Source organism: Sphingomonas mucosissima, assembly GCF_002197665.1.
GTDB classification, from domain to species: domain Bacteria; phylum Pseudomonadota; class Alphaproteobacteria; order Sphingomonadales; family Sphingomonadaceae; genus Sphingomonas; species Sphingomonas mucosissima.
Genome location: NZ_NBBJ01000001.1, coordinates 282,527 through 307,263, shown reverse-complemented (window position 1 = coordinate 307,263; position 24,737 = coordinate 282,527). Strand labels below are relative to the sequence as shown.

The window sequence follows — 24,737 nt, the reverse complement described above, 5'->3', positions numbered from 1 at the left end:
CGCGAAGTCGCCCCGGTACGGGCGCGCGGAAGTTTGGATGCCGGGACTAGCCCGGCATGACCGAGGATTATCTGGCCGGTGTCTTCGCGCCGCCTGCGCGATCGAACGCCTTTTCGCCGCCAATCCAGGTCTGCTCCACCCGAATGGTGCGGAGTGCCATGGGATCGGCCGTGAGCGGGTCGCGATCAACGATGATGAAGTCCGCCTTCTGACCCGGTGCCAGATTGCCGAACTTCTGCTCGGCAAAGCCGGCATAGGCCGCGCCGCCGGTGAATGCCCACCACGCCTGCTCCCGCGTGACCGCCTCTTCCGGACGCCAGCCGCCCGGCGGCTGGCCCTGCGCATCCTGCCGGGTGAAGGCCGCCGCCCAGCCATCCCACGGGTCCGGCTTTTCCACCGGGAAGTCCGATCCGAGCGCCAGCTTGCCGCCATTCGCCAGCACGGATTTCCAGGCATAGGCACCCGCCAGGCGCGCCGGCCCGAGCCGCGCCTCCGCCATGGTGCGGTCCCCGGTCTGATGCGTCGGCTGCATCGAGGCGATCGTGCCGAACTTGCCGAAGCTCTTGAGATCGGCGGGGTCGATCACCTGCGCATGTTCGATCCGCCAGCGGCGATCGCCCGTGTAGGTTTCGCTCAGCACCTGGATGGCGTCCAGCACCTGCGCGTTGGCCTTGTCGCCGATGGCGTGAACCGCGAGCTGGAAATCGTCCATCGCCGCGCGGCTCATCTGGTTCTGCAGCTGGGTGTCGTTGAGGAAGCTGAGGCCCCGTTCGCCCGGCGCGTCGGCGTAGGGCGCCTTCAGCACTGCGCCGCGCGAGCCAAGCGCACCGTCGAGGTAAATCTTCACCCCGCCCATGCGCAGCCGATCGTTGTAGAGCCACGGGGTCGGGCCCTTGCCGCCGATCTGGCTGGCGGTCTCCACGCCGGCGGCATAGCTCATGATGCGGACGCGCAAGGCGCCAAGATCGGCCATGCGGCGATAGCTCAGCCAGTCGTCAACCGTCGTGCCCATATCGGCGACCGCAGTGATGCCGTTCGCAAGCAGCTTCTGCTGCGCCTCAAGGAAGGCCGCGTCGCGCTCCTTGGCCAAGGGCTTCGGCACGGCACGTTCGACCAGCTGCATGGCGGCATCCACGAACACCCCCGCTGGCGCTGCGCCGGCCTTTTCGATCCGCCCGCCGGGCGGCGAGGCGGTTGCCGTCGTCACGCCGGCTTCGCGCATGGCCTTGCTGTTCGCCCAGCCAGCGTGGCCGTCTGCCCGCTCCAGCCACACCGAGTGACCGGGCGCGACGTCGTCCAGATCAGCCGCGGTCGGGAAGCGGCCCAGCCCCCAGGCTTCCTGGTTCCAGCCGCGCCCCGTGGTCCATTTGCGATCCGGGTTCGCGCGGATATAGGCCGCGACCATCGCCTTGGCTTCGTTCAGCGAGCGTGCGCCGGACAGGTCAAGCGACAACGCGCCGAAGCCTAGCCCCATGACATGGCCGTGGGCATCAATGAAGCCGGGCAGCAAGGTCTTTCCGCCCATGTCGATCCGCCAGTCGTACAGCGGCTTGCCGGCGTTTTTCTTCAGTTCGCGGCGGCTGAGCTTGGGCGGCTCCTCGCCCGGGGGAACGAGCCGGGTGACCTTGCCCCCGGCATCGATCAGCACCGCCTTGAAGCGGATCACCCGGCCGTCGGCAGTCGGGGCCAAGCCATTGACATTGTCGACAATTCCGTCGGCCAGCGCCGGAGACGAGAGGAGCGCGGTGGCGAGGAGGAAAGCGCGCTTCATCGCGGGAGCCTCCGCACGAGCGCGCTCGTATCCTGGCGGCCACCATCCATTTTCTGCACCTCAGCGTAGAATTGATCCACCAGCGCCGCCACCGGCAGCACCGATCCGTTACGCTTTGCCTCATCAAGCGCGAGACCAAGATCCTTGCGCATCCAGTTGATTGCAAATCCGAAATCGAACTCGTCACGTGCCATCGTCGGCCAGCGGTTCACCATTTGCCAGCTTTGCGCCGCGCCGCCCGAGATCGCTTCGAACACCTTGTCGAGATCGAGCGCGCTCGCCTGTGCGAAGCGGAGTGCCTCCGACAATCCCTGGAGCACGCCGGCGATGCAGATCTGGTTGACCATCTTGGTCTGCTGCCCCGCGCCGGCCGCACCGACATGAACAATGCGGGCGGCATATGCCTCCATCACGGCCTGTGCCTGGAGAAAAGCGGCCTCGCTGCCACCACACATGGCCGCCAGCTGGCCTTTCTCGGCACCTGCCTGGCCACCAGACACCGGCGCGTCGACGCACAGCTCGCGGGCCGCCGCAAGATGGCGGGCGATGTCCGCGGATACCGTTGTGTGATCGATGAACACCGCATCCTCGCGCATCACCGCAAAGGCGCCGTCGTCGCCGAGCGTGACGGCGGCGAGGTCCGCGTCATTGCCGACGCAGGTTACCACCGCATCGGCGCCGCGCGCAGCGTCGGCCGGCGTGTCCGCGACGGGAAGGCCGGTCGCCTCCGCCTTGGCCCGGGTGCGGTTGTACACGGTGACATGGTGGCCGGCGCGCGCGAGGTGGCCGGCCATGGGAGCACCCATCACGCCGGTGCCGATGAAAGCGATCTTCATGACAACGGCGGATAGGGGCAGTTTGCACGCGGCGCCAGATGGTCCTAGAGCGCCCCATCGACCTGGATCATGGATCCGTTCGGGCTGAGCCTGTCGAAGCCTGCCCTTCTTCGCCCAAGCAAAGACGGCCGTCGACAGGCTCCGTGCGAACGGCTTGGGACCTTTGCATATGGCGACTGCGGCACAAACGAAGACCGACGCTCTTCCCGTCAACATCACGGATATCCGTGCCGCCCACGCCCGGATCCGCGATTCGATCGTTCGCACGCCCACGTTGGTGAGCAAGACGCTGTCCGCTCTGACCGGCGCGACGATTTATCTCAAATTCGAGAATTTGCAGTTCACCGCCGCCTACAAGGAGCGGGGTGCGCTCAACACGCTGCTGCTGCTGGACGCGGAAGCGAAGTCGCGCGGCGTGATCGCCGCGTCCGCCGGCAACCACGCGCAGGGGCTCGCCTATCACGCCAATCGCCTGGGCGTGCCGGCCACGATCGTGATGCCGACTAACACGCCAACGGTGAAGGTGGTGCAGACGGAGGGACACGGCGCGACGGTGGTGCTGCACGGCAGCACGTTCGATGAAGCATACGCCCATGCCCGCGTGCTGGAGGCGGAGCGCGGCTATACCTTTGTTCACCCGTTCGACGATGCGCGCGTCATTGCCGGCCAGGGCACCGTCGCGATCGAAATGCTGGCCGAGGTGCCCGAGCTCGACGCGCTGGTGGTGCCGATCGGCGGCGGGGGCCTGATCTCCGGCATGGCCACGGTGGCACGCGTGGCGGATCACCCGATCGAAGTGATCGGGGTGCAGGCCGAGCTGTTCCCCTCCATGTACAACAAGCTTCGCCAGACCGACCTGCCGTGCGCGGGAGACACGCTGGCCGAGGGCATTGCGGTGAAGCAGCCGGGCGGGCTTACTGCGCAGATGGTCGAAGCGCTGGTGGACGACATCCTGCTCGTCACCGAGCGGAGCCTGGAAGAATCGGTCAGCCTGCTGCTGCAGATCGAGAAAACGGTGGTGGAAGGTGCCGGCGCCGCTGGTCTTGCCGCGGTGCTCGCCAACAAGGAGCGTTTTGCGGGCAAGACGGTGGGCATCGTGCTGTGCGGTGGCAATATCGACACGCGCCTGCTCGCCAACGTGCTGCTGCGCGACCTTGCCCGCTCCGGTCGGCTCGCCCGGCTGCGCATCCGCCTGCAGGACCAGCCCGGCGCGCTTTATAATGTGGCGCGCATCTTCGATCAGGAGCGAGTCAACATCCTGGAGCTCGCACACCAGCGCATCTTCACCAACCTGCCGGCAAAGGGCCTGAGCCTCGACGTCGAGTGCGAGACGCGCGATCGGGCGCATCTCGATCGCTTGCTCGCGGCGCTGGACACGGCGGGATACAAGGTGAGCCTGATCGAGCTCGCGTGACCGATCGGCCGGACTGACCCAATTCGGGTCAGTCGGCCCGAATGGCAATTTGTGGCGATCCTTCTGCCGCGGAAATCCGCCGATGATCGAACCGCGGCGGCTTTCCAGCGGTGGGCGCAGGCTCCATATCGGTGCCAGGGCGCGATCAACCGATGCGCCGGTCTGGGGATGTGCCGGCGGTGACTGCGCCTTTTCGTTTTCCGCGTTTTTTCGTGACCAGCCCCGCGCCGTGCCCCTATCTGCCGGGGCGGCAGGAGCGAAAGGTCTTCACGGAGCTTTCCGGGCCGCACGCCAATGAGCTGAACGATGCGCTGGGCCGGATCGGTTTTCGCCGCAGTCAGTCGGTAGCGTATCGCCCGTCCTGCGTCGGCTGCACGGCCTGCGTCTCCGTGCGCGTGGTCACCAATGATTTCGAGGCGAACGCAACACAGCGCAAGCTGGTGCGCCGTAACGATGATCTGGAAATCACCGCCTGTCGCCCGTGGGCGACCGACGAGCAATTCCAGCTGCTACGCCGCTATCTGTCGCAGCGCCATCCGAGCGGCGGCATGGCGGGCATGGACGAGCAGGATTATGCCGACATGGTCGAGCATTCGCCCGTCAACTCGGTGATCGTCGAATATCGCGAGCCAACCGTCGATGGGCGCCCCGGTCGATTAGTTGGTGCGTGTCTGACCGATCGTCAGGCCGATGGGCTGTCGATGGTCTACAGCTTCTTTGATGTGTCGCCGGAGGCGCGGCCGGGGCTGGGCAACCTCATCATCCTTGATCACATCCTTCGCGCCCGCGCAGCGGGCCTGCCGTACGTCTATCTCGGCTATTGGGTGAAGGGCGCGGCGCGCATGGCGTACAAGACGCGTTATCGCCCGCTGGAGAAGCTAGGCCCGCAAGGATGGACGCTGATGGACGACGCGGAACTGGCGCCGCCGGCCACGGCACACGAACTCGCCTGATCCCGGCGCTCAGTCGTCACTCTGGACGGTGACATTCACCTCCAGCCGCTCGGCGCCGTCGCCAAGGCGCGAGCCCGCCACCGGGGCAGCGCCGGCCGCATCGAGAGCGATCGCCACCCGGACGTGATGCTCCTCCGGGGATAGCCCCAGCCAGGGATCAAAGGCGATCCAGCCGCAATCCTCGACATAGGCCTCCGCCCAGCCATGCGGCGTGGGCCGGTTATCGCCGGCGAGATCGCAATAGCCGGACACATAGCGCGCGGGCGCGCCCATCGCCCGGGCCGCGGCGACAAACACCTGCGCCATGTCACGCGGCGTGAGCGCATCGAGCGCAAATGCCTCGGCGGCTGTCCGCCCCTTGGCCGGGCGACCGGAATCATCGGCGAACCGCGCGCGCACGGCCCCGTTCAGCCGGTGCAGCGCCGCAATGTCCCTGCCACCGCTTTCCTGCTCCGCGAACTCCGCGATCGCCGCGTCTGCGACCGTCGTCGGCGTGGTGCGCAGGAAGAAGCGCGGTGGCAGCAATTCGGCGGCGCCGTGCAGAACGCCGCTGGAGGAGCTTGTAACCACCTCGCCAGATACCGTCAGTTCGATCCGCTCGATCGCGCCCTCGCAGTAGAGCATGGTGGTCGCGTTGCCGAACCCGTCGCGATGCTGGGTCATGCGCGAATCGCAATCCACGGTGATATGCCAATCGGCGACCGTCTGATCATGCGTGTCGCCCGGCGTCATGCGGAGCAGTTGCACGATCCGGCCCTGCGGCGCCGTGAACGCGTAAGTCGTGCGATGGTCGATGGTCAGCCGCATCAGTGGAACTTGAACTGGCGGGCGATGGCCGCGTGAAGTTGATCGTTTTCGGCGATCACGGCTTGAAGATGCTGGTGCAGGCCCGACAGGATCACATCGTTGCTCCGTGTTTTGAGGGCGCGCGCGTGGCGGCTGCGCGCCATGCGATCGGCCTCGCCATTCGTGCCGGTGCGCCGCGCCAAGTGAGTCAGCACGTCCGTGACCTCCTCGATCGCCCCGGCAACGCTGCGGGGCAACTCGCTTCGTGACAACAACAGATCGATAACATTGGCCGGGACCAGCCCGTCATTGTACAGCCAGCGATAGGCGGTGACGGCCGACACCGTCTGAAGGATCGTGGTCCACTGGTCGCGGTCCACCGTGCCGCCCACCTGCTCGCCCTCCGGCAACAGCAAGTGGTATTTCACGTCAAGCAACCGCGCCGTGTCGTCCACCCGCTCGGTGGCTTGGCCCAGGCGAATGAACAGGGTCGTCTGGTTGCGCAGCATGCGGTGAAGCGCGCCTTCGAAGCCGCGCGTTTCCCGCTTCACGGCATCGACCAGCGCCAGCGTGCGATCGGGATCGCCGGGGCTCACGCGCTTGTCGAACACCAGCCACGCGCTGTTGATCGCTGACCAGGATTCGCGGGTCAGCGCCGTGCGCACCGCCCGCGCATTCATCCGCGCCATGTCGAGGCTGCGAACGATCGAGCCGGGGTGCGACGTGTCGCTGGTGAGGAAACGGGACACGGCCTCGCGCGTCATGCTTGCGCCCGTTGCCTTGAACGCTGCGTCCGTATCCGTCACCCGCAGCGCGGACTGCCAGGCGGCCTCGCCGGCGGGACGCGCGGACAGGACGTCGAGGCGGATCGTGGCCTCAACGAGACGAGCGATGAAATCGGCGCGCTCGATGTAGCGGCCGAGCCAGTAAAGTGATGACGCGGTGCGGCTCAGCATGGGCGGACGCCGCCGAAAGAAGCGTCAGGCTGGGCCGTTCTGCTACAAACTCGCGCGGTGCGATGCATGAACGTAGGGGATGTCGTCACAGGCTCTGCTCCTGCGTCATCCCATTCTCACCCATTGTCTGTGTCTGCCTGTTGCCGCCATCGAGCAGCACGAAACTGTCCTTGGTCCCGCCGCCTTGCGATGAATTCACGACCAGCGATCCTTCCCGCAGCGCCACGCGGGTCAGCCCGCCGGGCACCACCTGCACGCCCTTGGCGCCGCTCAGCACAAAGGGGCGGAAATCGACGTGCCGTGGCGCAACGCCGGCCTCGACCAGGGTGGGGACGGTGGAAAGCGCCAGCGTCGGCTGGGCGATATAACGGTGCGGCTCGGCCTCCAGCACCGCGCGGAACGCCGCAATCTCGTCCTTTGATGCGGTGGGGCCGACCAGCATCCCGTAACCGCCCGACCCATCGACCAGCTTCACGACGAGCTGCTCCAGATTGTCGAGCGTGTAGCGCAGCGCCTCCGGCTCACGGCAGCGCCATGTCTCCACGTTTGGCAGCTTGGCGTCTTTGCCGGAATAGAAGCGCACGATCTCCGGCATGTAGCTGTAGATCGCCTTGTCATCGGCGATGCCATTGCCCGGTGCATTGATGATCGCGACGTTTCCGGCAGCGTAAGCTGCGATCAGCCCCGGCACGCCCAGCATCGAATCGGGACGGAAGACAAGCGGATCGAGGAAATCATCGTCGACGCGGCGATAAATGACATCGACCTTCACGCGGCCGGCGATGGTGCGCATGTAGACCACGTCGTCATCCACGACGAGATCGGCGGCCTCCACCAGCTCGACGCCCATCGAATCGGCAAGGAAGCTGTGTTCGTAATAGGCCGAATTGAAGTGCCCAGGGGTCAGCACCACGCAGGTCGGGTTCTGGCCGCAGCCGCGCGGGCTGACGGAGCGCATCGTCTCGAGCAGGCGATCGGGGTAGCTGTCCACCGCCGCCACGCGGAACTGGCCGAACAATTCGGGGCACAGCCGCACCATGGCCTCGCGGTTTTCCAGCATGTAGCTGACGCCCGACGGGGTGCGGGCGTTGTCTTCGAGCACGAAGAACTGATCCGGCCCGGTGCGCACCAGATCGATGCCGCAGATGTGCGCCCACACGCCATGCGGCGGCCGGATGCCGACCACTTCCGGCCGGAACTGGGGGTTCAGGAAGATCAGATCCTCGGGCAACACGCCCGCCTTCAGGATCTCCTGCGCGCCATAGATATCGTCCAGAAACGCGTTGATCGCGTCCACGCGCTGGACCAGCCCTTCGGAAAGGCGCGCCCATTCGTCGGCAAGGAAGACGCGCGGCACGATGTCGAACGGGATGATCCGCTCGCTTGCGTCATTGTCCCCGTAAACCGCAAAGGTGATGCCGAGCTGCCGGAACGTGCTTTCCGCCGCTTCCTGGCGGCGGCGCAGTTCGTCGGGCGGCGTTTCGGCGAGCCATTGGGCCAAGCTAGCGAGTTCCGGACGGCTTCCGCCGTCAGCGCCCATGATCTCGTCGAATGCCCGTGTCCCCATCAGCCGCTTAACGCTCCATTGATCATTTCCGATGCATGCTGCTGCAGATTGTTGCGCCGAACAAGCCGGCAGCGCGCCCAAGGTTGATTTCTGATCCTCCGGCGCGGGCAAATCGCCGCGCCTGCCGCCGCCTGGATCACCAGCAGCGACGGCGCGGCGTGGGCGGTTCAGTCGGCGTATTTCACCGAACAGCCATAGGGTCGCGATTCCGGCACCGACACCTTCTTGCCGGCCTTCACCTCGGCAAGCGCGGCGAGCAGATGGTTGCGCGCGCCAGCGATGTCGGCCTGATCGGCGGTCGGCTTGTCATCGATGCCGCCCTGGTAGACGAGCTTGCCCGCGGCATCGATCAGGTACAGGTGCGGCGTGGTCTTCGCGCCATAGCCCTTGCCCACGCGCCCTTGCGGATCAAGGAGATAGGCGGTCGGCTGCGCTTTCTTGTCAGCGACAAAGGCCTTGGCCTGCGCGCCCGTCAGATGGCCCTGCTTGCCCGGCGCGCCGGAGTTGATCGTCAGCCACACGGCGCCCATGGCGCGCGCCTTGGCCTGCGCGGCCTGCATGTTGCCGCTGTCATAATGCTTCTGCACATAGGGGCAGCCGGGGTTGTTCCACTCCAGCACCACCGGCTTGCCGCGGAACTGCGCCAGCGTCACGGCGCGGCCATCGGCATCCATCAACCGGAAGTTGCCGGCCTGCTGGCCAGTGACCTGATCGGCGACGGCAGGGCTTGCCGCCAAGGCGGCAACGGCGAACGGAACAAGCAGACGCATCCTGGCTCTCCTTAGTTGTTCATGCCCCCTCCGGCAGGGACGCGAGCATGCCGCTGGTCAGCAATTGCGGCAAGACCTTTGGGCGATCGGCACCCTTTGGATACCAGAGATACAGCGGCACCCCGGCTCGGTTGTGCGCCTCGATAAATCGGCCGAGCAATGGGTCGCCATCGGTCCAGTCGCCCACCAGCACCGCGACGTTGCGATCGGCGAATGCCTGCCGGGTAGCCTCGGTTTCGATCGCAGCCTTTTCGTTGACCTTGCACGTCAGGCACCAATCGGCGGTGAAATAGGCGAACACCGGCCGGCCCTCGGCACGCAGCGCGGCCAGCCGCTGCTCGCTGAACGGTTCTGTTCCCGCCAGCCCGATCGTTGCCGCGGCGGCGGGTGCTTGCGGGCGGACGAGCACGGCCGCTACCAGCGCCAGTGCAAGAGCCGGCGCCGCCGGCCACCACGCCCGCTCGCGCCCGGCATGCTGGCGACGCCCGGTCCACCACAGGCCGAACCCGGCCAGCAACGTGGCCGCAAGGCCGACCGTCATGCCATCCACCCCGGCCTGGCGCCCCAACACCCAGGCAAGCGCCAGCGCGGTCAGGAACATCGGCACGGACAGGATCCGGCGGAGCCTGTCCATCCACGCGCCCGGCCGGGGCAAGCGACGGCGCAGCGCGGGCACAAAGCCGATCGCGAGGAAGGGCAGCGCGATGCCCAGCCCGAGCCCGCCGAATACCAGCAACGCCGCGAGCGGCGGCAGCACCAGCGCCGCGCCAAGAGCCGCGCCCATGAACGGGCCGGTACAAGGGGTCGCCACAAAGGCAGCCAAGGCACCCGTGGCAAAGGCGCCACCAGCGCCGGAATAGCTGGCGAACCGCGGGGTCGGCAGTTCGAACAGCCCGGCGAGGTTGAGCGCGATGCCCATCACCAGCAACAGCAGCACCGCGATGACGCGCGGATCCTGAAGCTGGAACGCCCACCCGACCGTGGCGCCGCCCGCGCGCAGGGCTAGCAGCAATCCGCCCAGCGCCAAACACACCAGCACGACCCCAGCGGTATAGGCCAGCGCCTCGCGGCGGGCCGCGCCTTCCGTCTCGCCGGATCGTGCCAGCCCGAGCGCCTTCAGGCTGAGGATAGGAAACACGCACGGCATGACGTTCAGCAGGAGGCCGCCGAGCAACGCACCGGCGAACGCGAGCAACGCGCCGCCCCAGGCGAAGCCCTCTCCGCCGGGGGCCACCGCCGCGACTGCCCCGGGGGCCGCGGAGAGCAGGAACCCCTGCCCCTTTCCAACGGCAAGCACGCCTTCGATCTCGCCCGCCGCGGGGCTGGTCGGCGCCTTGGTGGTCAGGACGATCCGGTCGCCCTCCCGCGCAGCGGTTTGCGGCGCGGCATAATCAACGGCGCCGCCGGCGAGCGGATAGAAATAGATATCCCCTACATCAGCAGCGGCGGGGAATGGCACGGCCAACCGGAACTGGCCGTTCTCCGCCTGCCATGTCGCCCTCGAGCCGAGCGGCCGGGGCAGCTTCTGTCGCCATGCGTCGAAGCGCGCGCGCGTCGCGCCGTCCACCGCGCCGTCTCCGACGGTGAGTTCGGTCGAGAGCGTCTGTGTTTCGGGAACGCAGATTTCCGTGGTGCAGACGAGATAGTCGGTCTTCACGGTGATCGGCAGGCGCGTGCCCGGCGCAAGCCCCGCCGGAACCGTCACGTCCACGAGCTGCGCGAACGGCGCCTCATAGACATAGTTCATCAGCCCGCCGACGATCAGCCGCTCGGGCACGGGAAAGCGAAGCGCGCCAGCACGCATCCCGTCCGGCAGCGTCCATTTCAGCTGCGTCTCGACGCCCGCGTCACCCGGGTTTTGCCAATAACCGTGCCATTCCGGCTCCGGCCGCGAATCGAACGCCAGCGTCACGGTGCTTCCGGCCGCGGGACGGGTGATTTCCGCCACCAGATCGATCGCGACGTGGCGCGTCTGCGCCCCGGCACCGGGCACGCACAGCGCCACGATCATGAAAAGAAACGCTGTTAGCCATGCTTGCCTAGCCGCCATGGCGCCGACATACCGCGCCTGCCCCCGCTTTGCACCAAGGTCCGTCATGAAAGCTCAGCTCGCCGCCCTGCTCGCCTCTATCGCGCTCCCGCTTACCGCTGGTACCGCCGCCGCACAGGAGGCTGCGCTCGAGTCGGCGCAGCCGGCGCCGCCCGCGCAAGGCACCATGCCAAGCACGCCGCCCAAGCTGATCGTCGCCATTTCCGTCGACCAGTTCTCGGCCGACCTTTTCGCGCAATATCGCAACCGCTTCACCGACGGCTTTGCGCGGCTGCTGCAGGGGGCGGTGTTCCCGTCGGGCTATCAAAGCCACGCCAGCACGGAGACGTGCCCGGGCCACTCGACGATCCTGACCGGCATGCGGCCGGGGCGTACCGGCATCGTCGCCAACAACTGGATCAATCAGAAGGCGCCGCGCGCGGACAAGGAAGTCTATTGCGCCGAGGACGAGCGGGTCCCCGGCACGGATCACAGCAACTACACGCCGTCGGACCTGCACCTGAAAGTGCCGACGCTGGGCGAAATGATGAAGGCAGCCAATTCGGCAAGCCGCGTCGTTTCGGTCGCCGGCAAGGATCGCGCGGCGATCATGATGGGCGGGCACAAGATCGACGAGGTCTGGTTCTGGGGCGGCAAGGACTTCATTTCCTATGAGGGGCGGCCGGTGCCGCCGGCGGTGCAGCGCGGCCGCGAGGCGGTGGCGAAGCTGATCGCGCAGCCGCAGGAGCCGCTTGCGGTGCCGGGCTTCTGTCGCCCGTTGATGCGGCCGATCAAGGTGGGTGACCAGACGATCGGTGACGGCCGCTTCGCCCGCGCCGCTGGCGACACGCGGGCCTTTCGCGCGTCCCCGGCGCTTGACGGGGCGGTTTTCGCGATCGCGGCCGGCCTGATCCAGGACATGAAGCTAGGCCAGGGCAACGCGCCGGACATCATCTCCATCGGCGCCTCGGCCACCGATTATATCGGCCACGGCTTTGGCTCCGGCGGCGGCGAGATGTGCCTGCAGATGGCCGAGCTCGACAAGACGCTCGGCGGCTTCTTTGCGGTGCTCGACTCTTGGGGCCTGGACTATCAGGTGGTGCTGACTGCCGACCATGGCGGGCACGACATGACCGAGCGGCAGCAGCAGCGCGCCATGCCGGGCGAGAGCCGCGTAACCGCCGACCTTTCCGTGAAGGCGATCGGGGAAGCCGTCGGCAAGCAGCTGGGGATCGCCGGGCCTGTTCTCCTGGGCTCGGAGGGCGACATCTACATCGCCGATTCCGTGCCGGCCAAGCGCCGGCCGGCAGTAATCGCCGAAACGGTGAAGCGGCTGCGGGGGTTCCCGCAGGTCGCCGCCGTGCTGACGCGGGAAGAGATCGCGGCTGCTGCCGTGCCGGCCGCCCCGCCCGAGACGTGGACCCTGGTGGAGCGTGCGCGCGCCTCCTTCGATCCGGAGCGATCGGGCGACATCCTGCTCATGCTCAAGCCGCAGGTCGTCGGCATCGCCAAGCCCGGTCCGGGCTATGTCGCGACGCACGGCAGCCCTTGGGACTATGATCGCCGCGTGCCGATCCTGTTCTGGCGCAAGGGCATGATGGGCTTCGAACAGCCGCGCTCGGTCGAGACGGTCGATATCGTGCCGACGCTCGCGGCGACGATCAACCTGCCGGTGCAGGGTCTGGACGGGCGCTGCCTCGATCTGGATGGTGGGCCGGGCAGCACCTGCCGCTGATCCGGGCACCGATTGCGGCTTGAGGGGGGCGGCGGCAGGCTGGCACCAAGCGCCAGCCCCGCGCCCTTCTTCAGGGCTGGCGCACCTCATAGGCGCGCACGCCTGCGCCGAGCCGGTTTTCGCCCAGCGCCAGCCTTTCGCCGCTGACATTCGCCACGAACGCGGGGCTTTTCTCCTGGCCGGGCGCGAGGCTCGCCACATTGTCGTGCACGCTCAGCCCGGCGGAGCGATACTTCCGCTGCTCGGCAGCGACCACGATCATGCCGCCCCAATTCTCCTTGCGTGTGCCCTGCACGAACGTGTTGCGCGCGATCTCGCCAGTGGCGCCCTCCGGCAGATCGATCATGTAGTTCGTGCGCGTACCCGCCGAATCGTCGAAGCTGTTGTCGGCGATCCGGACGCGCGGGACCCGCAGCTTCACGTAATGGCCGCCACGCCCCCGCTCGAAACGCGAGTTGGTGATCGTCACGCTGCCGCGGCTGGCGAGATAGATCGAGTGCGCGCAATCCTCCGTCTCGTGGCATTGCCCAAGCCCGGAGAAGGTGGAGCGATCGACCGTGATGTTGCTTGCCTCATCCGTGCCGCCCAAGATGCCTTCCTGGCTGTCGAGGAACATCGAATTGCGAACCACCAGGTCGCCGATCTCGATGCGGATGCCAGCGCCGTTGCCATCGGGCACGCGGATACCGCGAAACACCAGCCCGTCCACGACCGAGCCACCGCCGCGAAGCACCAAGGCAGCCTTGTCCTCGCACGCGCCTTCGAAAATGGCGCTGCCGGGTCTCACCGCCTTGAACGTGACCCGGCCGGCCTGCTGCACGGCGCACTGGCGGTACACGCCGGGTGCGATCAAGACGGTGAAGTCCTGCCCGCGGTGCGCCTGCAACGCCTCGTCCAGCGTCGCAAAGCCTTGCCCGCTTTCCTGGACGACGAACGGGGCACGTGCCTCCTGGCCGCTGGCCGACCCGGTGATTGCCAGGGCGAAGAGGACGGGTGCGATACGCATGGGCAAATCCTTTCGCATCTTCCTGGCGCGGCGGCTGGCGGGGCGGAAGTCTCAATCGCTCCCAATGTCGCGCACAGCCTCTCACAGCGATTACGAGCGCGCATCTTTGTCCCGTCGCGGCACGCTTCCGCCGTGTCGCGTTTCCTGTTGCAACTGACTTAATCGGGCCGCACAAGCGCGGGGAAACATCACGTCCAATAGGCGGAGAGGCACAATGCAAAGCTATCTGAAGCACTATATCGACGGCGCGTGGGTCGACAGCGAGGGTGGCAAGCGCCACGAGGTCATCGACCCCTCGACCGAGCAGGCGGCCACCGAAATCACGCTTGGCAGCGAAGCCGACGTCAACAAGGCGGTCGCTGCTGCCAAGAAGGCGTTCAAGACCTGGTCGCAATCTTCCGTCGAGGATCGCATCGCCCTGCTCGAGCGGATCATCGCGCTCTACAAGAAGCGCATCCCCGATCTCGCCGCCGCCACCAGCCGCGAAATGGGCGCGCCGATCTCGTTCGCGAACATGGCGCAGGCGCCGGCCGGCCTCGGCCACTTCATGGGCACGCTGGCCGCGCTGAAGGAATTCAGCTTCTCCGAACAGGCCGGCAAGGGCGCGCGCGTGGTGCATGAGCCGATCGGCGTTGTTGCCATGATCACGCCGTGGAACTGGCCGCTGAACCAGATCTGCGCCAAGGTCGCCCCTGCGCTTGCCGCCGGCAATACGATGGTGCTGAAGCCCTCTGAGGAAGCGCCGACCAACGCGATGATCCTGGCGGAAATCCTCGAGGAAGCTGGCGTGCCTGCGGGCGTCTTCAACCTCGTCAATGGCGATGGGCCGACGGTGGGCGCGGCATTGTCGTCGCACAAGGACGTCGACATGGTGAGCTTCACCGGCTCCACCCGCGCCGGCGTCGCCGTGGCGACCGCGGCTGCCGCGACCGTGAAGCGCGTGCACCAGGAGCTTGGCGGCAAGGCGCCCAACGTCGTGCTCGAGGGCGCGAAGCTCGGCGAGGTCCTGCCCCCGACCCTGGCGGGCGTCATCGCCAATACCGGCCAGAGCTGCATCGCGCCGACCCGCCTGCTCGTCCACAAGAGCCAGGTGAACGAAGCGGAAGAGGTCGTGAAGGCGATCATGGAAGCGACGCAGGTCGACAGCCCGGAGAAGCAGGGTGCGCACATCGGACCGGTCGTCAACAAGGCCCAGTTCGAGAAAATCCAGATGCTCATCCAGTCCGCGCTGGACGAGGGCGCGCGCCTGGTGACCGGCGGCGTCGGCCGTCCGGACGGGCGCAATGCCGGCTATTACGTCAAGCCGACCGTGCTCGCCGACGTGACGCCGGAAATGCGCATCTATCGCGAAGAGACATTCGGCCCGGTTGCCACCATCACCACCTATGAGGACACCGAACAGGCGGTGGAAATGGCGAACGACACCGAATACGGCCTTTCCGCAACGATCTCGGGCGATCCGGCCGAGGCGGCGAAGATCGCTGGCAAGCTGCGCGCTGGACTGGTGACGATCAATTCCTGGGGCCCGAATGGCTCCACGCCGTTCGGCGGCTACAAGTCATCCGGCAATGGCCGCGAGGGTGGCAAGTGGGGTCTGACGGACTTCATGGAAGTGAAGACCATCGTCGGCGAAAACGCCGCCTGATCGAAGACCTACAGCGGGCGCCCCATCAAAGGGCGCCCGTTTTCATAAGGGGAGAGGAAAATCATGATCGTTAGCGTTCTGTATCCGAACCATGACGGCGCGAAGTTTGACGCCAGCTATTACAAGGCGACGCATGCCGAGCTGGCGCGCGAGATCTGGAGCCCTGAGAAGATCGAACTGATTGAGGGCCAGGCCCCTGGCGGTGGCACGCCGCCGTTCGCGCTGATCGCCAATTTCCACTTCGCCTCGCCCGAAGCGATGGGTCAGGCGATGGCGAGCCCGCGCATGGGCGAGTTGCAGGCCGACGTGCCGAACTTCACCGACATCACGCCGCAGATTATGGTCGGCCGCGCGCTGTAAGGTGGTGCGGGTGCCCTGACGGGGCACCCGCGCCGCATCTTTGCCGCCAACCAGTATACGTCAGGCACAAAAAAGGGCGCCGCGATTGCTCGTGGCGCCCTTTCTTTATCTGCTGCGCGGATCAGCGACCGGCGGGTGCCTCGGCACCTGGCGCTGCCCCGACCGGAGCACCCGGACCACCCGGCGCGCCGCCCATCATCTGCTGCTGCTGCAGCTGGCGAAGCACGGCTTCGGGCAGGAAGTCGATCAGCTCGACGTCGAATACCAGCGTGGAATTGCCCGGGATCGGCCCCTTGGTCTCGGCGCCGTAGCCGAGTTCCGGCTTGATCCAGAAGCGATACTTGGCGCCCTTCGGCATCAGCTTCAGGCCTTCGGAGAAGCCCGGCACCACGCCCGTCACCGGGAACGGGGTGGGCTGCTGCGACTTGTCGAAGGTGGTCCCGTCCAGCAGCTTGCCCTCGTACATGACCAACGCCACGTCCGTATCGGTCGGCTTCGGGCCGGAGCCTGCCTCCACCACCTGATATTGCAGGCCCGACGCCGTCGTCACCACGCCCGACTTGCGCGCATTGCGCGTCAGGAAATCGTCGCCCTGCACAGCCAGCGCAGCCGCAGCCATGACAGCGGCGATGATGCCGACGATCAAAAGGACAACATAGCTGCGCTTGACCGGCGCGATCGGAACGGCGGTGACGGTCGACATGGCGATCCCCGGGTCAGGACCGAGCGCGAATTACCGCGCCCGGATTACAGCGAATGTTGAGAAAGTTGAGACGGTCGCGCGGTTCTTACCGAGCGCCGTCACGCTCCGCACGCTTGCGATCCATCTTGCGCGCACGGCGAACAGCGGCAGCACGCTCGCGTGCACGCTTTTCCGACGGCTTCTCATAATGCCGGCGCAGCTTCATTTCGCGATACACGCCTTCGCGCTGCAGCTTCTTCTTGAGCGCGCGCAGGGCCTGGTCGACGTTGTTGTCGCGAACGATGATCTGCATAAAACCGACACTTCTCCGAGATCTGAAACAGCCCGATTCCGCAAAACGGAAACGGCGGCAGCAAGCATAGCCCGCGCCGTGAACCCGCTGCCTCTACCACCGCCCCCTCGCCTGTGCAACCCGCCGCGCTGTGGCGATTGCGCCACAGCTTAGCCGCCGCCCTTTGCGCAGCGGCACCACCGGGATAGAGCGCACTTCATGACGACGCTTTCGCTCTATGACAGCCTTTCGCGCTCGCTGCGCGCGTTCACGCCCCTTGATCCGGCCAAGGGCGTGCGCGTCTATTCCTGCGGGCCGACCGTCTACAATTACGCCCATGTCGGCAATCTTCGCGCCTATGTCTTCACCGATACGCTCTCTCGCGTGCTGGCGTGGAAGGGGCATGACCTCACCCACGTCATCAACATCACCGACGTAGGGCACCTCACCTCCGACGCGGACGCCGGCGACGACAAGATGGAAGCCGCGGCCAAGCGCGCCGGCAAGGACATCTGGGCGATTGCGCGCCATTATACCGATGCGTTCAAGCAGAATCTGGCGGACCTCAACATCCGCACACCCACTCACTTGCCGCTAGCGACCGATCACATTGCGGAGATGATCGATTTCGCCGCCGCAATCGAGGAGGAGCATTGCTACCGGCTCGACAGCGGCCTGTATTTCGATGTGACAACCGTTCCAGATTACGGGCGGCTGGCGCGAACCGCAGATGATGCGGGCGAAAGCCGGATCGACCCGGTGGCGGGCAAGCGACATGCGCAGGATTTTGCGATCTGGCGCACGTCTGCACCGGGCGAGAAGCGCCAGATGGAGTGGAACTCCCCCTGGGGCCGCGGCGCACCCGGCTGGCATCTGGAATGCTCGGTGATGAGCAAGAAATACCTGGGCGAATCGTTCGACATCCATACTGGCGGGATTGACCACCGCGAGATCCACCATCCCAATGAGATCGCCCAGAACCAGGCGCATTGCGGCTGCGGAGACACCGGCGCGGCATTCTGGATGCACAATAACTTCCTGGTCGAGCGCGCGGGAAAGATGAGCAAATCTTCCGGCGAGTTCCTGACGCTTCAGTCTCTGGTCGACCGCGGATTCCATCCGCTTGCCTATCGGATGCTGTGCCTACAGGCGCATTATCGCAGCGAACTGGAGTTCTCCTGGGACAATCTGGCCGCGGCTCAGGTGCGGCTGAAGCGGCTGGTGCAGGCAATCGAAGGGCTGCGTGCGCGTATGGACGCGCCGCAGAAGGGCTCTGCCGCCGCTTATCGGGAACAGCTTGATGCGGCGGTGTCGGAGGATCTCAACACGCCCAAGGCGCTGCCCGTCCTCGACGCGCTTATCGCGGACAAGAAGGTATCACCCGCCGATCGGCTCGCGGCGATGAAAGACTTCGTCGAGGTCCTCGGGCTGCCGCTCGACACGATCAAGCGCGAGGACCTTCGCACGCGGCCAGCGTCGGCCACCATCGACGAAGCCACGATTGCGGAGAGGTTGACGCAGCGCCAGGAAGCGCGCGCGGCCAAGGACTTCGCCGCTTCTGATGCGATCAGGGATGAACTCGCGGCTGCTGGCGTCGAGGTGATGGACGGCGATCCGCTTGGCTGGGAGTGGCGCGTCACCGCCGGCTGACGGCAGCGAGGGCCAGCCGCGCGCGTCCGGTTTGCGATCAGCGCAGCGGCACGTCCCGTTGCGCGAGCACGGGCGGAACATAGGGCCGTTCGCCGGCAGGAATGGCGGCGGCTGCCGCCTCGATCGCGGCAATCCGCCGCTTGGTCGCGGGGTGGGTCCGGCTGCGGAATAGGCCTCCGTCGATGTCACCGCCGTGTTCGCGCCAGAAGCGCGCCGCGGACGCGGGATCGTAGCCTGCGTTGTGGAGCAGCGCCACGCCAAGCGCGTCCGCTTCCAGCTCCACCTTCTGGCTGAGCTGTGCATTGCGCCCGAGTTCCTTGAGCACGCCGCCTGCCACCCCAGCCGCCTCCAGCCGCACCCGGTGCCTCAAGATGACATGCGCGAGCTCATGCGCGACGATCACGGCGGTTTCCTCGTCACGGTAGCGTTCGAAGAACCGGACGCCGATCTGAACGACCTTGCCGTCCGAAAGCGCGGTCATCTTCGTCCCCAGCACCACTTCGAAACGGCCGCGACACCCAAGGGCTGCGGGAATGAGGACGTCTCGGCGAGCGCCGTCACGTACCATTGTCACGCGCACCGGCGTGGCCTGGCGCTCCAGAACGTCAAGCGCGGCGTCACGATCGGCGCTGGAAGGCTGCCGCGCGCCGGCCACCAGAGTGTGCGCGCCGATCGCCGCCAGTCCATCATTGGCGCGAAGCCCGGCGGTTGCCGCGGGCGAGCCGGGCACCACAGCTTCAACCGCGATCGGCGTCGTGAAGCCGAACGCCTCGCGGGCAGTCGCTTGCGAGGCAGCATCATATTGGCTTTCGGCATGGATGACCAAGCCGATCGCGGGCACCGTGTCCCAACACAGCGGCGCGTTGGCCGTGACCAGCCGGTGCGCGATAGTTGCAAGACGAAGATCGATCGCGCGCAATACCTCAAGGCTCGCGGCCTCCGGGGTTGCTGGCGCGACAGCGATGGACGCGGCGATGGCGGCGGAAAGAACGACGATCACATCAACCCAATAGGCGAGAGGCCTGTGCCGCGCTATCACCTCGCGTCATGAAGGCCGTTCTACCCGCAATCGCCCGCCCGCTGCTTGAGCCGCAGCTTCCCTCCGATCTCGAGGTGTCGTGGTGGACAAGCCCGGCCGACGCCAAGGTGATGATTGCAGATGCCGACATCGCCTGGGTGGATATGCAGCCCACGCGGCTGACCGAAGAGACGCTGCGCGAAGCAGGCGACGGGCTGAAATGGGTCTCCACCATCTACGCCGGTCTCGATGCATTTCCGCTGGATGTGCTGCGATCGCGCGGCGCGACGCTCACCAACGGCGTCGGCATCAATGCCATTGCGGTCGCCGAATACGCCGTGCTCGGCGTGCTGGCGGCGGCCAAGCGCCTGGACGAGGTTATTCGCGCGCAGGACCGTGCCGAGTGGCTGCGCGATGCGCCCGGCAAGATCGAGCTGGCGGATACAAAGGCGATCGTGATCGGCTATGGCGCGATCGGTCGCCTGATCGGCGATCGGCTGTCCGCCTTCGGTGTCGAAGTCACTGGCGTAACGCGCTCGGGAAGCAACGGCACCATGACGCCCGACGCCTGGCGCGCGCGGCTTGGGGAATTCGACTGGGTGGTGCTCGCCGCCCCCTCAACGGGCGAGACGAAGTCGATGATCGGCGAAGCGGAGCTTGCCGCGATGAAGCCCGGCGCCTGGCTGATCAATATCGCGCGCGGCGACATGATCGACGATGACGCGCTGCTGGAAGCGCTGCGGGGCGGCAAGCTGGGCGGTGCATTCCTCGATCCGACCAATCCGGAACCGCTGCCGGCCGATCACCCATTGTGGAGCGCGCCGAACTGCATGATCTCCATGCATCTGTCCGGACGCAGCCAGACCAAGATGTTCCAGCGCGCCGCTGCCCTGTTCCTGCGTAATCTGGCGGCATTTCGTGCCGGAGAGCCGATGGAGAACGTCGCCGATCTCGATCGCGGCTATTGATCAGCCGATCAGTCCCTCGTCATCGGCCGCAAGGACGCGGCCCATGGCGTCGAACAGATTGTCCATCGCGACCGGTTTGAAGATCACGTCGTCCGCACCGGCGGCCAGACAGCGTTCACGCAGATCAATGGCGGTATCCGCCGTCACGACGATGATCGGGACACGACCTTTTTGATCTGGTCGTGCGCGAATATGCTGAATCGCGGTTATGCCATCCATGCCGGGCATGCGAAGATCCACCAGGAGCATGTCGAACTCTTGATCGTCCAGCAGGCGCAGTCCTTCTTCTGCGCTTTCTGCTTCAATCATGTCCGCTCCGGCCACGTTAAGCATATCTCGAACTACGCGGCGGTTCATTCGATCGTCCTCGATAAACAGGACGTTCATGGCCGCAGGCCGAACAGGCAGGCTAATCGTTCCATTGCCAGAATTGTTATCGTCTCAAGCGGCGTGGGAAACAAGAGTGGACGCCACCGTTTCGTCGCTAAACAATGCGTGAATCAAGGCTTCCTTGCCGACCGGCTTGGAAATGAAGCGCGAAACCCCGGCATCGCGCAACCTTGCTTGCTCCAAGACCTCCAGCGGGGGGCCGAGCAGCGCGATCCGGGCGGCGGGCGTGGCCTGTGCCAAGGCGCGGACCACCGCGGCCGGATCCTCGCTCGCGCGCAGCGTCGCATCGTCCAGCAACAGCGTTGCCGGCTGCTGCGCCGCGACCGCCTCCAGCGCTTCGTCGGCGGTGGTGGCGAAGGAAACGGCACCTCCAACGGGGGTGAGCAACGCCTTGAACATCGCGCGGGTGATCGGGTTTCGATCAACCACCAGGACGCCGGCTCCTGGCGCCGCAATGGCTTCGTTCGGCAGGACCGCTTCGTAAGGCAGATCGAGTGTGAAGGTGGCGCCTTCCCCTTCTGTGCTCGCCACGGTAACGTCACCTCCCATGGCGCGCGACAGGTTGCGGCAGATCGACAGGCCGAGCCCCGTGCCGCCGAACTGGCGCGTGGTGCCGGCGTCGGCTTGGCGGAATGCCTCGAAGATGACCTCGTGCTTTTCCGGCGCGATCCCGATGCCGGTATCGCTCACTACCAGGCGCCAGCGGTTGTCGATGATGCTGGCCGTCACGCGAACCTCTCCGGTGGCAGTGAATTTCACGGCATTGGACAGGAGGTTGAACACGATTTGGCGGAGGCGCGTCGCGTCCGCGATGGCCCATTCGGGTGCGTTGGCCAGATCAAGCGAGAAGCGCAGTCCCTTGTGGCCGGCCTGCTCCTCCCAGATTTGTGCCGCTTCGAGGATGGTGCGCCTGATATCGGTTGGCGCCTCCTCAATGGTCATGCGGCCGGTCTCGATCTTGGCGACGTCCAGGATGTCGTCGACGAGCGCGCGCATCGTCATGCCGGCGCCATGCACGATCGACAGCCGCTCGCGGGTAGGCGCATCCGTCTTGGCGTCTGCAAGCATGACTTGGGTCATGCCGAGGATGCCGTTCAGCGGCGTGCGGATCTCGTGGCTGGTGGTGGCGAGAAACTCCGTCTTCGCCGCCAGCGCCTTGCCCAAGGCCGTGTTGGTTTTCGCCAGGGCGTTGCGGCTGCGCCGGATCGTCATGATCCCCACGACGAGCAGTGCGATAACGAGCAGCGTACCGAGAAACAGCCAACGCTGGGTTCTCGCGCGGGCGCGTTCGAACGCGATGGTCTTCTGCAAATCCGCCGCCCTGAGTTGCGCAATACGCAACTCCTGGTTGGCGAAATCGAACTGCGCACTGGCGATCGCCGCGCTGTTCGAGCGCGCGGTGGCGGTCGCCTGATCATCCAATCGCTTAAATGCAGCGAGATGGGCGACTGCCAGATCGTCTCGGCCAAGCTTCGCGTAGATCTGATAGGCAACGTCGTGCGCGGTCCGATCTAGTGGCAACGTTCTCGTCAGATCCTGACCGCGAAAGCGCTCCTCAATCAAGCGCCGCGCGGCCGAGTTGTCTCCGCGCCCGAAGGCCGCCTGCGCTGCAAGAGTGATGAAGGTTGGACGATGCGCGACTGCTTCCGCCTTGCTTGTCAGCGCCAGCCCGTCGGCTATTGCCCTTTGCGCTCCGGGGAGATCATTTCTCGCAAGCCGGACGTCGGCGATGTTCGTCAGGATCTGAGCGCTCACGAACGGGCTTTTCATTTCATGTGCCAGCGCGAGCGCCTTCTCGAGTTCGGCCTGCGCCTCAGGAAGCCTCTTCAGTTCTCGTAGTGCCATCCCCCGGCCATTGTAGATCGCCACCGACAGGCCGGGGTCCGCACGGTAAGCTTCCATTGCCTGACCAAAGTAGCGCAGTGCAGTTTCGTGATCGTTGCCGGTCGCGTGAACCAAAGCGATCGTAATCAGCGCCTTGGCTCGACTTCGCGTGTCTCCGAGGTCGCGAAACATGTCATGTGCACGACGCAGGTTGGAAAGCGCCCGGCCGATTTGCCCCGTCGAGTAGAGCGCTCCTCCCTCAGATAGGAGAATATCGGCGTTTAGCTGCGTGCGTGGCGCAGTCTGCTCAACGATCCTGTTTGCCACTGCGAGAGTCTCGGCCGCACGTTGATACTGTACGGTTCGTGTATAAGCCTCTCCCATCAACCACAGAGCAGTTGCTTCCATCTGTGGCGACTTGGCGCCACGTGCATACGCGAGCGCAGTCCGGGACTTTGCTATCGCGGCTTCGGGATCGGTTTGCATTTCCGCCTTCACTGAAGCGGTCAGTGCATCGAAGCGGGGATCGCTGATGATGGCAGTAGGAGGGGCCGCTGCCGCCAACAGCAGCGGCATGGCCAGCGTAGCCAAGCCTCGGCCGCATCGCTTAGCAGTCAAGCCCGTTTCCAAGCCGTGGCAAGTGCGTTGAACGTCGCTCGGGTGTCCCGGGAAACTGACTGGTGCCGGTCCTCTTCCATGAACCTGAGGAGCGCATCGAGCGAGATCGGCCGGCTGATTAGGAAACCCTGAACCATGTCGCAGCCCATCACTGTCAGGAGAGCAAGCGCTGCATGTGTTTCCACCCCCTCCGCGACCACTTCCATGTCGAGCGCGTGGGCAAGGTCGATGGTGGAACGGACAATGAGTGGATCGCGGTTCGAGCTTGTCAGCTGGGTGACGAACAGCTTGTCGATCTTCAGCTCGCGTGCAGGCAATTGCTTAAGATAGGCGAGACTGGAAAGGCCCGCGCCGTAATCATCAATCGCAATGACGATGCCTATGTCGGCAAATCGTTGCAGGTTCGCGATCGCCGAGGACGGATCGCGGATCACCGACGTCTCTGTGACCTCGAACCCCAACTTCGCGTCGGCCTCCATGATCAAGCGACTAGCGGCATCGACGAACACTTGATCTGCGAGCAGCTGGCCCGAGATGTTGATGAAAATGCGCAGGTCGTGACCGGCTTCTTTCAAGCGTTGCTGGTCAACAATGGCGCGCTCGATCGTCCAGATCGTAAGGCGGTCGATCAGCCCACCCTCCTCCGCCGCACCAATGAAATCTCCCGGCGGAATCAGGCCTCGGGAGGGATGCTGCCAGCGCACCAATGCCTCAACGCTGCCAATCTCCTGGCGGCGCACGTGAATCTTGGGCTGATAAGCGAGAAACAATTGCTCCTCAGCAATCGCGACGCGAAGCTCCGCGGCAATGCGGCGAATTTCGCGCGCACCTGGCGCGGTGACATCGTGCCGCACGGGTATGTGCGCCGCGCGTGCTTCTGCAAGCGCAGCCTCCGCTTCTTCGATGAGGCGAACATCATCCGAATAGGCAGCATGGGCAGCCGCCGCGCCGAAGCAAATGTCCAGCCGATGGGTTTCGCCGTCGAGCAGGAACGGCTCGTCACACGACGCCCTCAGATCATCCAGGGCAGTATCGAGCTCAGCGGGATCGGCCCCTTCCAGCGCAATCTCGATCGTCGTGCGGCCGACCACCGTCAGGCGCAGCTGCGGAATCGCCTCCATCAAACGTGAAGACACATCCGCCACTAGCATATCGCTGCGGGTACAGCCGACATGGCGGCGAACAGCAGCGAAATTCGTGATCTCGGCAAGCATCAGAAAACGCCATGCTGGCCGCGCCGTGAGCACGGACGGCAGGAGCGCTGGCGCGCCGCTGTGCGCAACGGGCGCTTCCGGAGACTGGATGCCGAAACGGACCATAACCGTCGACTAGGGCGGATGATTAAAAATACCCTTAATCGTCCAAGAACGAGAAACGACGGTTATACTGCCCTTAACAAACTACCTTGAACCTTGGTAAACACATTGTTAACTATAGTTCGCGTCTGACGACGCAGAAACTAGGGAG

General features: G+C 65.7%; 21 protein-coding genes. 7 read left to right on the top strand and 14 right to left on the bottom strand.

The features are described from left to right. Positions 1 to 67 precede the first annotated feature (67 nt). Together SPMU_RS01420 and SPMU_RS01415 are read right to left on the bottom strand one after the other, a co-directional pair. Positions 68 to 1,771, bottom strand: coding sequence for an amidohydrolase (locus tag SPMU_RS01420; protein WP_088331219.1), 1,704 nt, complete (start codon positions 1,769 to 1,771; stop codon positions 68 to 70). Then, a complete protein-coding gene (locus tag SPMU_RS01415) occupies positions 1,768 to 2,607 on the bottom strand; it encodes an NAD(P)-dependent oxidoreductase (protein ID WP_088331217.1) in 840 nt (279 codons plus the stop codon). Before SPMU_RS01415 ends, SPMU_RS01420 begins: the two co-directional genes overlap by 4 nt. 169 nt (positions 2,608 to 2,776) lie before the next feature. Here SPMU_RS01415 and SPMU_RS01410 point away from each other — a divergent pair, with 169 nt between their 5' ends. Together SPMU_RS01410 and SPMU_RS01405 are read left to right on the top strand one after the other, a co-directional pair. Further along, a complete protein-coding gene (locus SPMU_RS01410; RefSeq protein WP_088331215.1) occupies positions 2,777 to 4,021 on the top strand; it encodes a threonine ammonia-lyase in 1,245 nt (414 codons plus the stop codon). A gap of 179 nt (positions 4,022 to 4,200) precedes the next feature. Continuing rightward, positions 4,201 to 4,974: an arginyltransferase gene (locus SPMU_RS01405; RefSeq protein ID WP_088333086.1), complete on the top strand. Its 774-nt coding sequence runs from the start codon at positions 4,201 to 4,203 to the stop codon at positions 4,972 to 4,974. A 9-nt stretch (positions 4,975 to 4,983) separates the two neighbouring features. On the opposite strand, the gene SPMU_RS01400 is transcribed toward SPMU_RS01405, so the two are convergent. From SPMU_RS01400 to SPMU_RS01380, 5 genes are all read right to left on the bottom strand, one after another. Continuing rightward, positions 4,984 to 5,781, bottom strand: coding sequence for a transglutaminase family protein (locus SPMU_RS01400; RefSeq protein ID WP_088331213.1), 798 nt, complete (start codon positions 5,779 to 5,781; stop codon positions 4,984 to 4,986). Next, entirely contained in the window at positions 5,781 to 6,716 is a 936-nt protein-coding gene (locus SPMU_RS01395) for an alpha-E domain-containing protein (protein WP_088331211.1), read from the bottom strand. The genes SPMU_RS01400 and SPMU_RS01395 overlap by 1 nt, the downstream gene beginning before the upstream one ends. Before the next feature lie 85 nt (positions 6,717 to 6,801). Then, the gene (locus SPMU_RS01390) at positions 6,802 to 8,283 is read right to left on the bottom strand and encodes a circularly permuted type 2 ATP-grasp protein (RefSeq protein ID WP_088331209.1); all 1,482 of its coding nucleotides are present in this window, start codon (positions 8,281 to 8,283) and stop codon (positions 6,802 to 6,804) included. A 167-nt stretch (positions 8,284 to 8,450) separates the two neighbouring features. Then, a complete protein-coding gene (locus tag SPMU_RS01385) occupies positions 8,451 to 9,053 on the bottom strand; it encodes a thioredoxin family protein (RefSeq protein ID WP_088331207.1) in 603 nt (200 codons plus the stop codon). Positions 9,054 to 9,072: 19 nt separating this feature from the next. Next, positions 9,073 to 11,103, bottom strand: coding sequence for a protein-disulfide reductase DsbD family protein (locus tag SPMU_RS01380; protein WP_088333085.1), 2,031 nt, complete (start codon positions 11,101 to 11,103; stop codon positions 9,073 to 9,075). A gap of 46 nt (positions 11,104 to 11,149) precedes the next feature. Here SPMU_RS01380 and SPMU_RS01375 point away from each other — a divergent pair, with 46 nt between their 5' ends. Beyond that, positions 11,150 to 12,817 carry an alkaline phosphatase family protein gene (locus SPMU_RS01375; protein ID WP_088331205.1) on the top strand — a complete coding sequence of 556 codons (1,668 nt, stop codon included), beginning with the start codon at positions 11,150 to 11,152 and terminating at the stop codon, positions 12,815 to 12,817. Positions 12,818 to 12,887: 70 nt separating this feature from the next. Here the strand turns inward: SPMU_RS01375 and SPMU_RS01370 are convergent, their stop codons facing one another. Beyond that, positions 12,888 to 13,823 carry a right-handed parallel beta-helix repeat-containing protein gene (locus SPMU_RS01370; RefSeq protein WP_245832652.1) on the bottom strand — a complete coding sequence of 312 codons (936 nt, stop codon included), beginning with the start codon at positions 13,821 to 13,823 and terminating at the stop codon, positions 12,888 to 12,890. Between the two features lie 214 nt (positions 13,824 to 14,037). On the opposite strand from SPMU_RS01370, the gene SPMU_RS01365 reads away from it, so the two are divergent. Further along, positions 14,038 to 15,468: an aldehyde dehydrogenase family protein gene (locus tag SPMU_RS01365; protein WP_088331201.1), complete on the top strand. Its 1,431-nt coding sequence runs from the start codon at positions 14,038 to 14,040 to the stop codon at positions 15,466 to 15,468. Between the two features lie 63 nt (positions 15,469 to 15,531). Further along, the gene (locus tag SPMU_RS01360; RefSeq protein WP_088331199.1) at positions 15,532 to 15,828 is read left to right on the top strand and encodes an EthD family reductase; all 297 of its coding nucleotides are present in this window, start codon (positions 15,532 to 15,534) and stop codon (positions 15,826 to 15,828) included. A gap of 121 nt (positions 15,829 to 15,949) precedes the next feature. On the opposite strand, the gene SPMU_RS01355 is transcribed toward SPMU_RS01360, so the two are convergent. Together SPMU_RS01355 and rpsU are read right to left on the bottom strand one after the other, a co-directional pair. Then, a complete protein-coding gene (locus SPMU_RS01355; protein ID WP_088331197.1) occupies positions 15,950 to 16,531 on the bottom strand; it encodes an FKBP-type peptidyl-prolyl cis-trans isomerase in 582 nt (193 codons plus the stop codon). A gap of 85 nt (positions 16,532 to 16,616) precedes the next feature. Continuing rightward, the gene (gene rpsU, locus SPMU_RS01350; protein ID WP_088331195.1) at positions 16,617 to 16,823 is read right to left on the bottom strand and encodes a 30S ribosomal protein S21; all 207 of its coding nucleotides are present in this window, start codon (positions 16,821 to 16,823) and stop codon (positions 16,617 to 16,619) included. A gap of 198 nt (positions 16,824 to 17,021) precedes the next feature. Here rpsU and cysS point away from each other — a divergent pair, with 198 nt between their 5' ends. After that, positions 17,022 to 18,452 carry a cysteine--tRNA ligase gene (gene cysS, locus SPMU_RS01345; RefSeq protein ID WP_088331193.1) on the top strand — a complete coding sequence of 477 codons (1,431 nt, stop codon included), beginning with the start codon at positions 17,022 to 17,024 and terminating at the stop codon, positions 18,450 to 18,452. A gap of 37 nt (positions 18,453 to 18,489) precedes the next feature. Here the strand turns inward: cysS and SPMU_RS01340 are convergent, their stop codons facing one another. Further along, positions 18,490 to 19,452 carry a M48 family metallopeptidase gene (locus tag SPMU_RS01340; protein WP_088331191.1) on the bottom strand — a complete coding sequence of 321 codons (963 nt, stop codon included), beginning with the start codon at positions 19,450 to 19,452 and terminating at the stop codon, positions 18,490 to 18,492. Positions 19,453 to 19,499: 47 nt separating this feature from the next. Here SPMU_RS01340 and SPMU_RS01335 point away from each other — a divergent pair, with 47 nt between their 5' ends. Next, positions 19,500 to 20,438, top strand: coding sequence for a D-2-hydroxyacid dehydrogenase (locus tag SPMU_RS01335; RefSeq protein WP_088331189.1), 939 nt, complete (start codon positions 19,500 to 19,502; stop codon positions 20,436 to 20,438). Here the strand turns inward: SPMU_RS01335 and SPMU_RS01330 are convergent, their stop codons facing one another. From SPMU_RS01330 to SPMU_RS01320, 3 genes are all read right to left on the bottom strand, one after another. Continuing rightward, positions 20,439 to 20,825, bottom strand: coding sequence for a response regulator (locus SPMU_RS01330; RefSeq protein WP_088331187.1), 387 nt, complete (start codon positions 20,823 to 20,825; stop codon positions 20,439 to 20,441). A gap of 54 nt (positions 20,826 to 20,879) precedes the next feature. Then, positions 20,880 to 22,979 carry an ATP-binding response regulator gene (locus SPMU_RS01325; protein ID WP_211275687.1) on the bottom strand — a complete coding sequence of 700 codons (2,100 nt, stop codon included), beginning with the start codon at positions 22,977 to 22,979 and terminating at the stop codon, positions 20,880 to 20,882. Positions 22,980 to 23,266: 287 nt separating this feature from the next. Then, entirely contained in the window at positions 23,267 to 24,589 is a 1,323-nt protein-coding gene (locus SPMU_RS01320) for an EAL domain-containing protein (RefSeq protein WP_245832651.1), read from the bottom strand. Positions 24,590 to 24,737 lie beyond the last annotated feature (148 nt).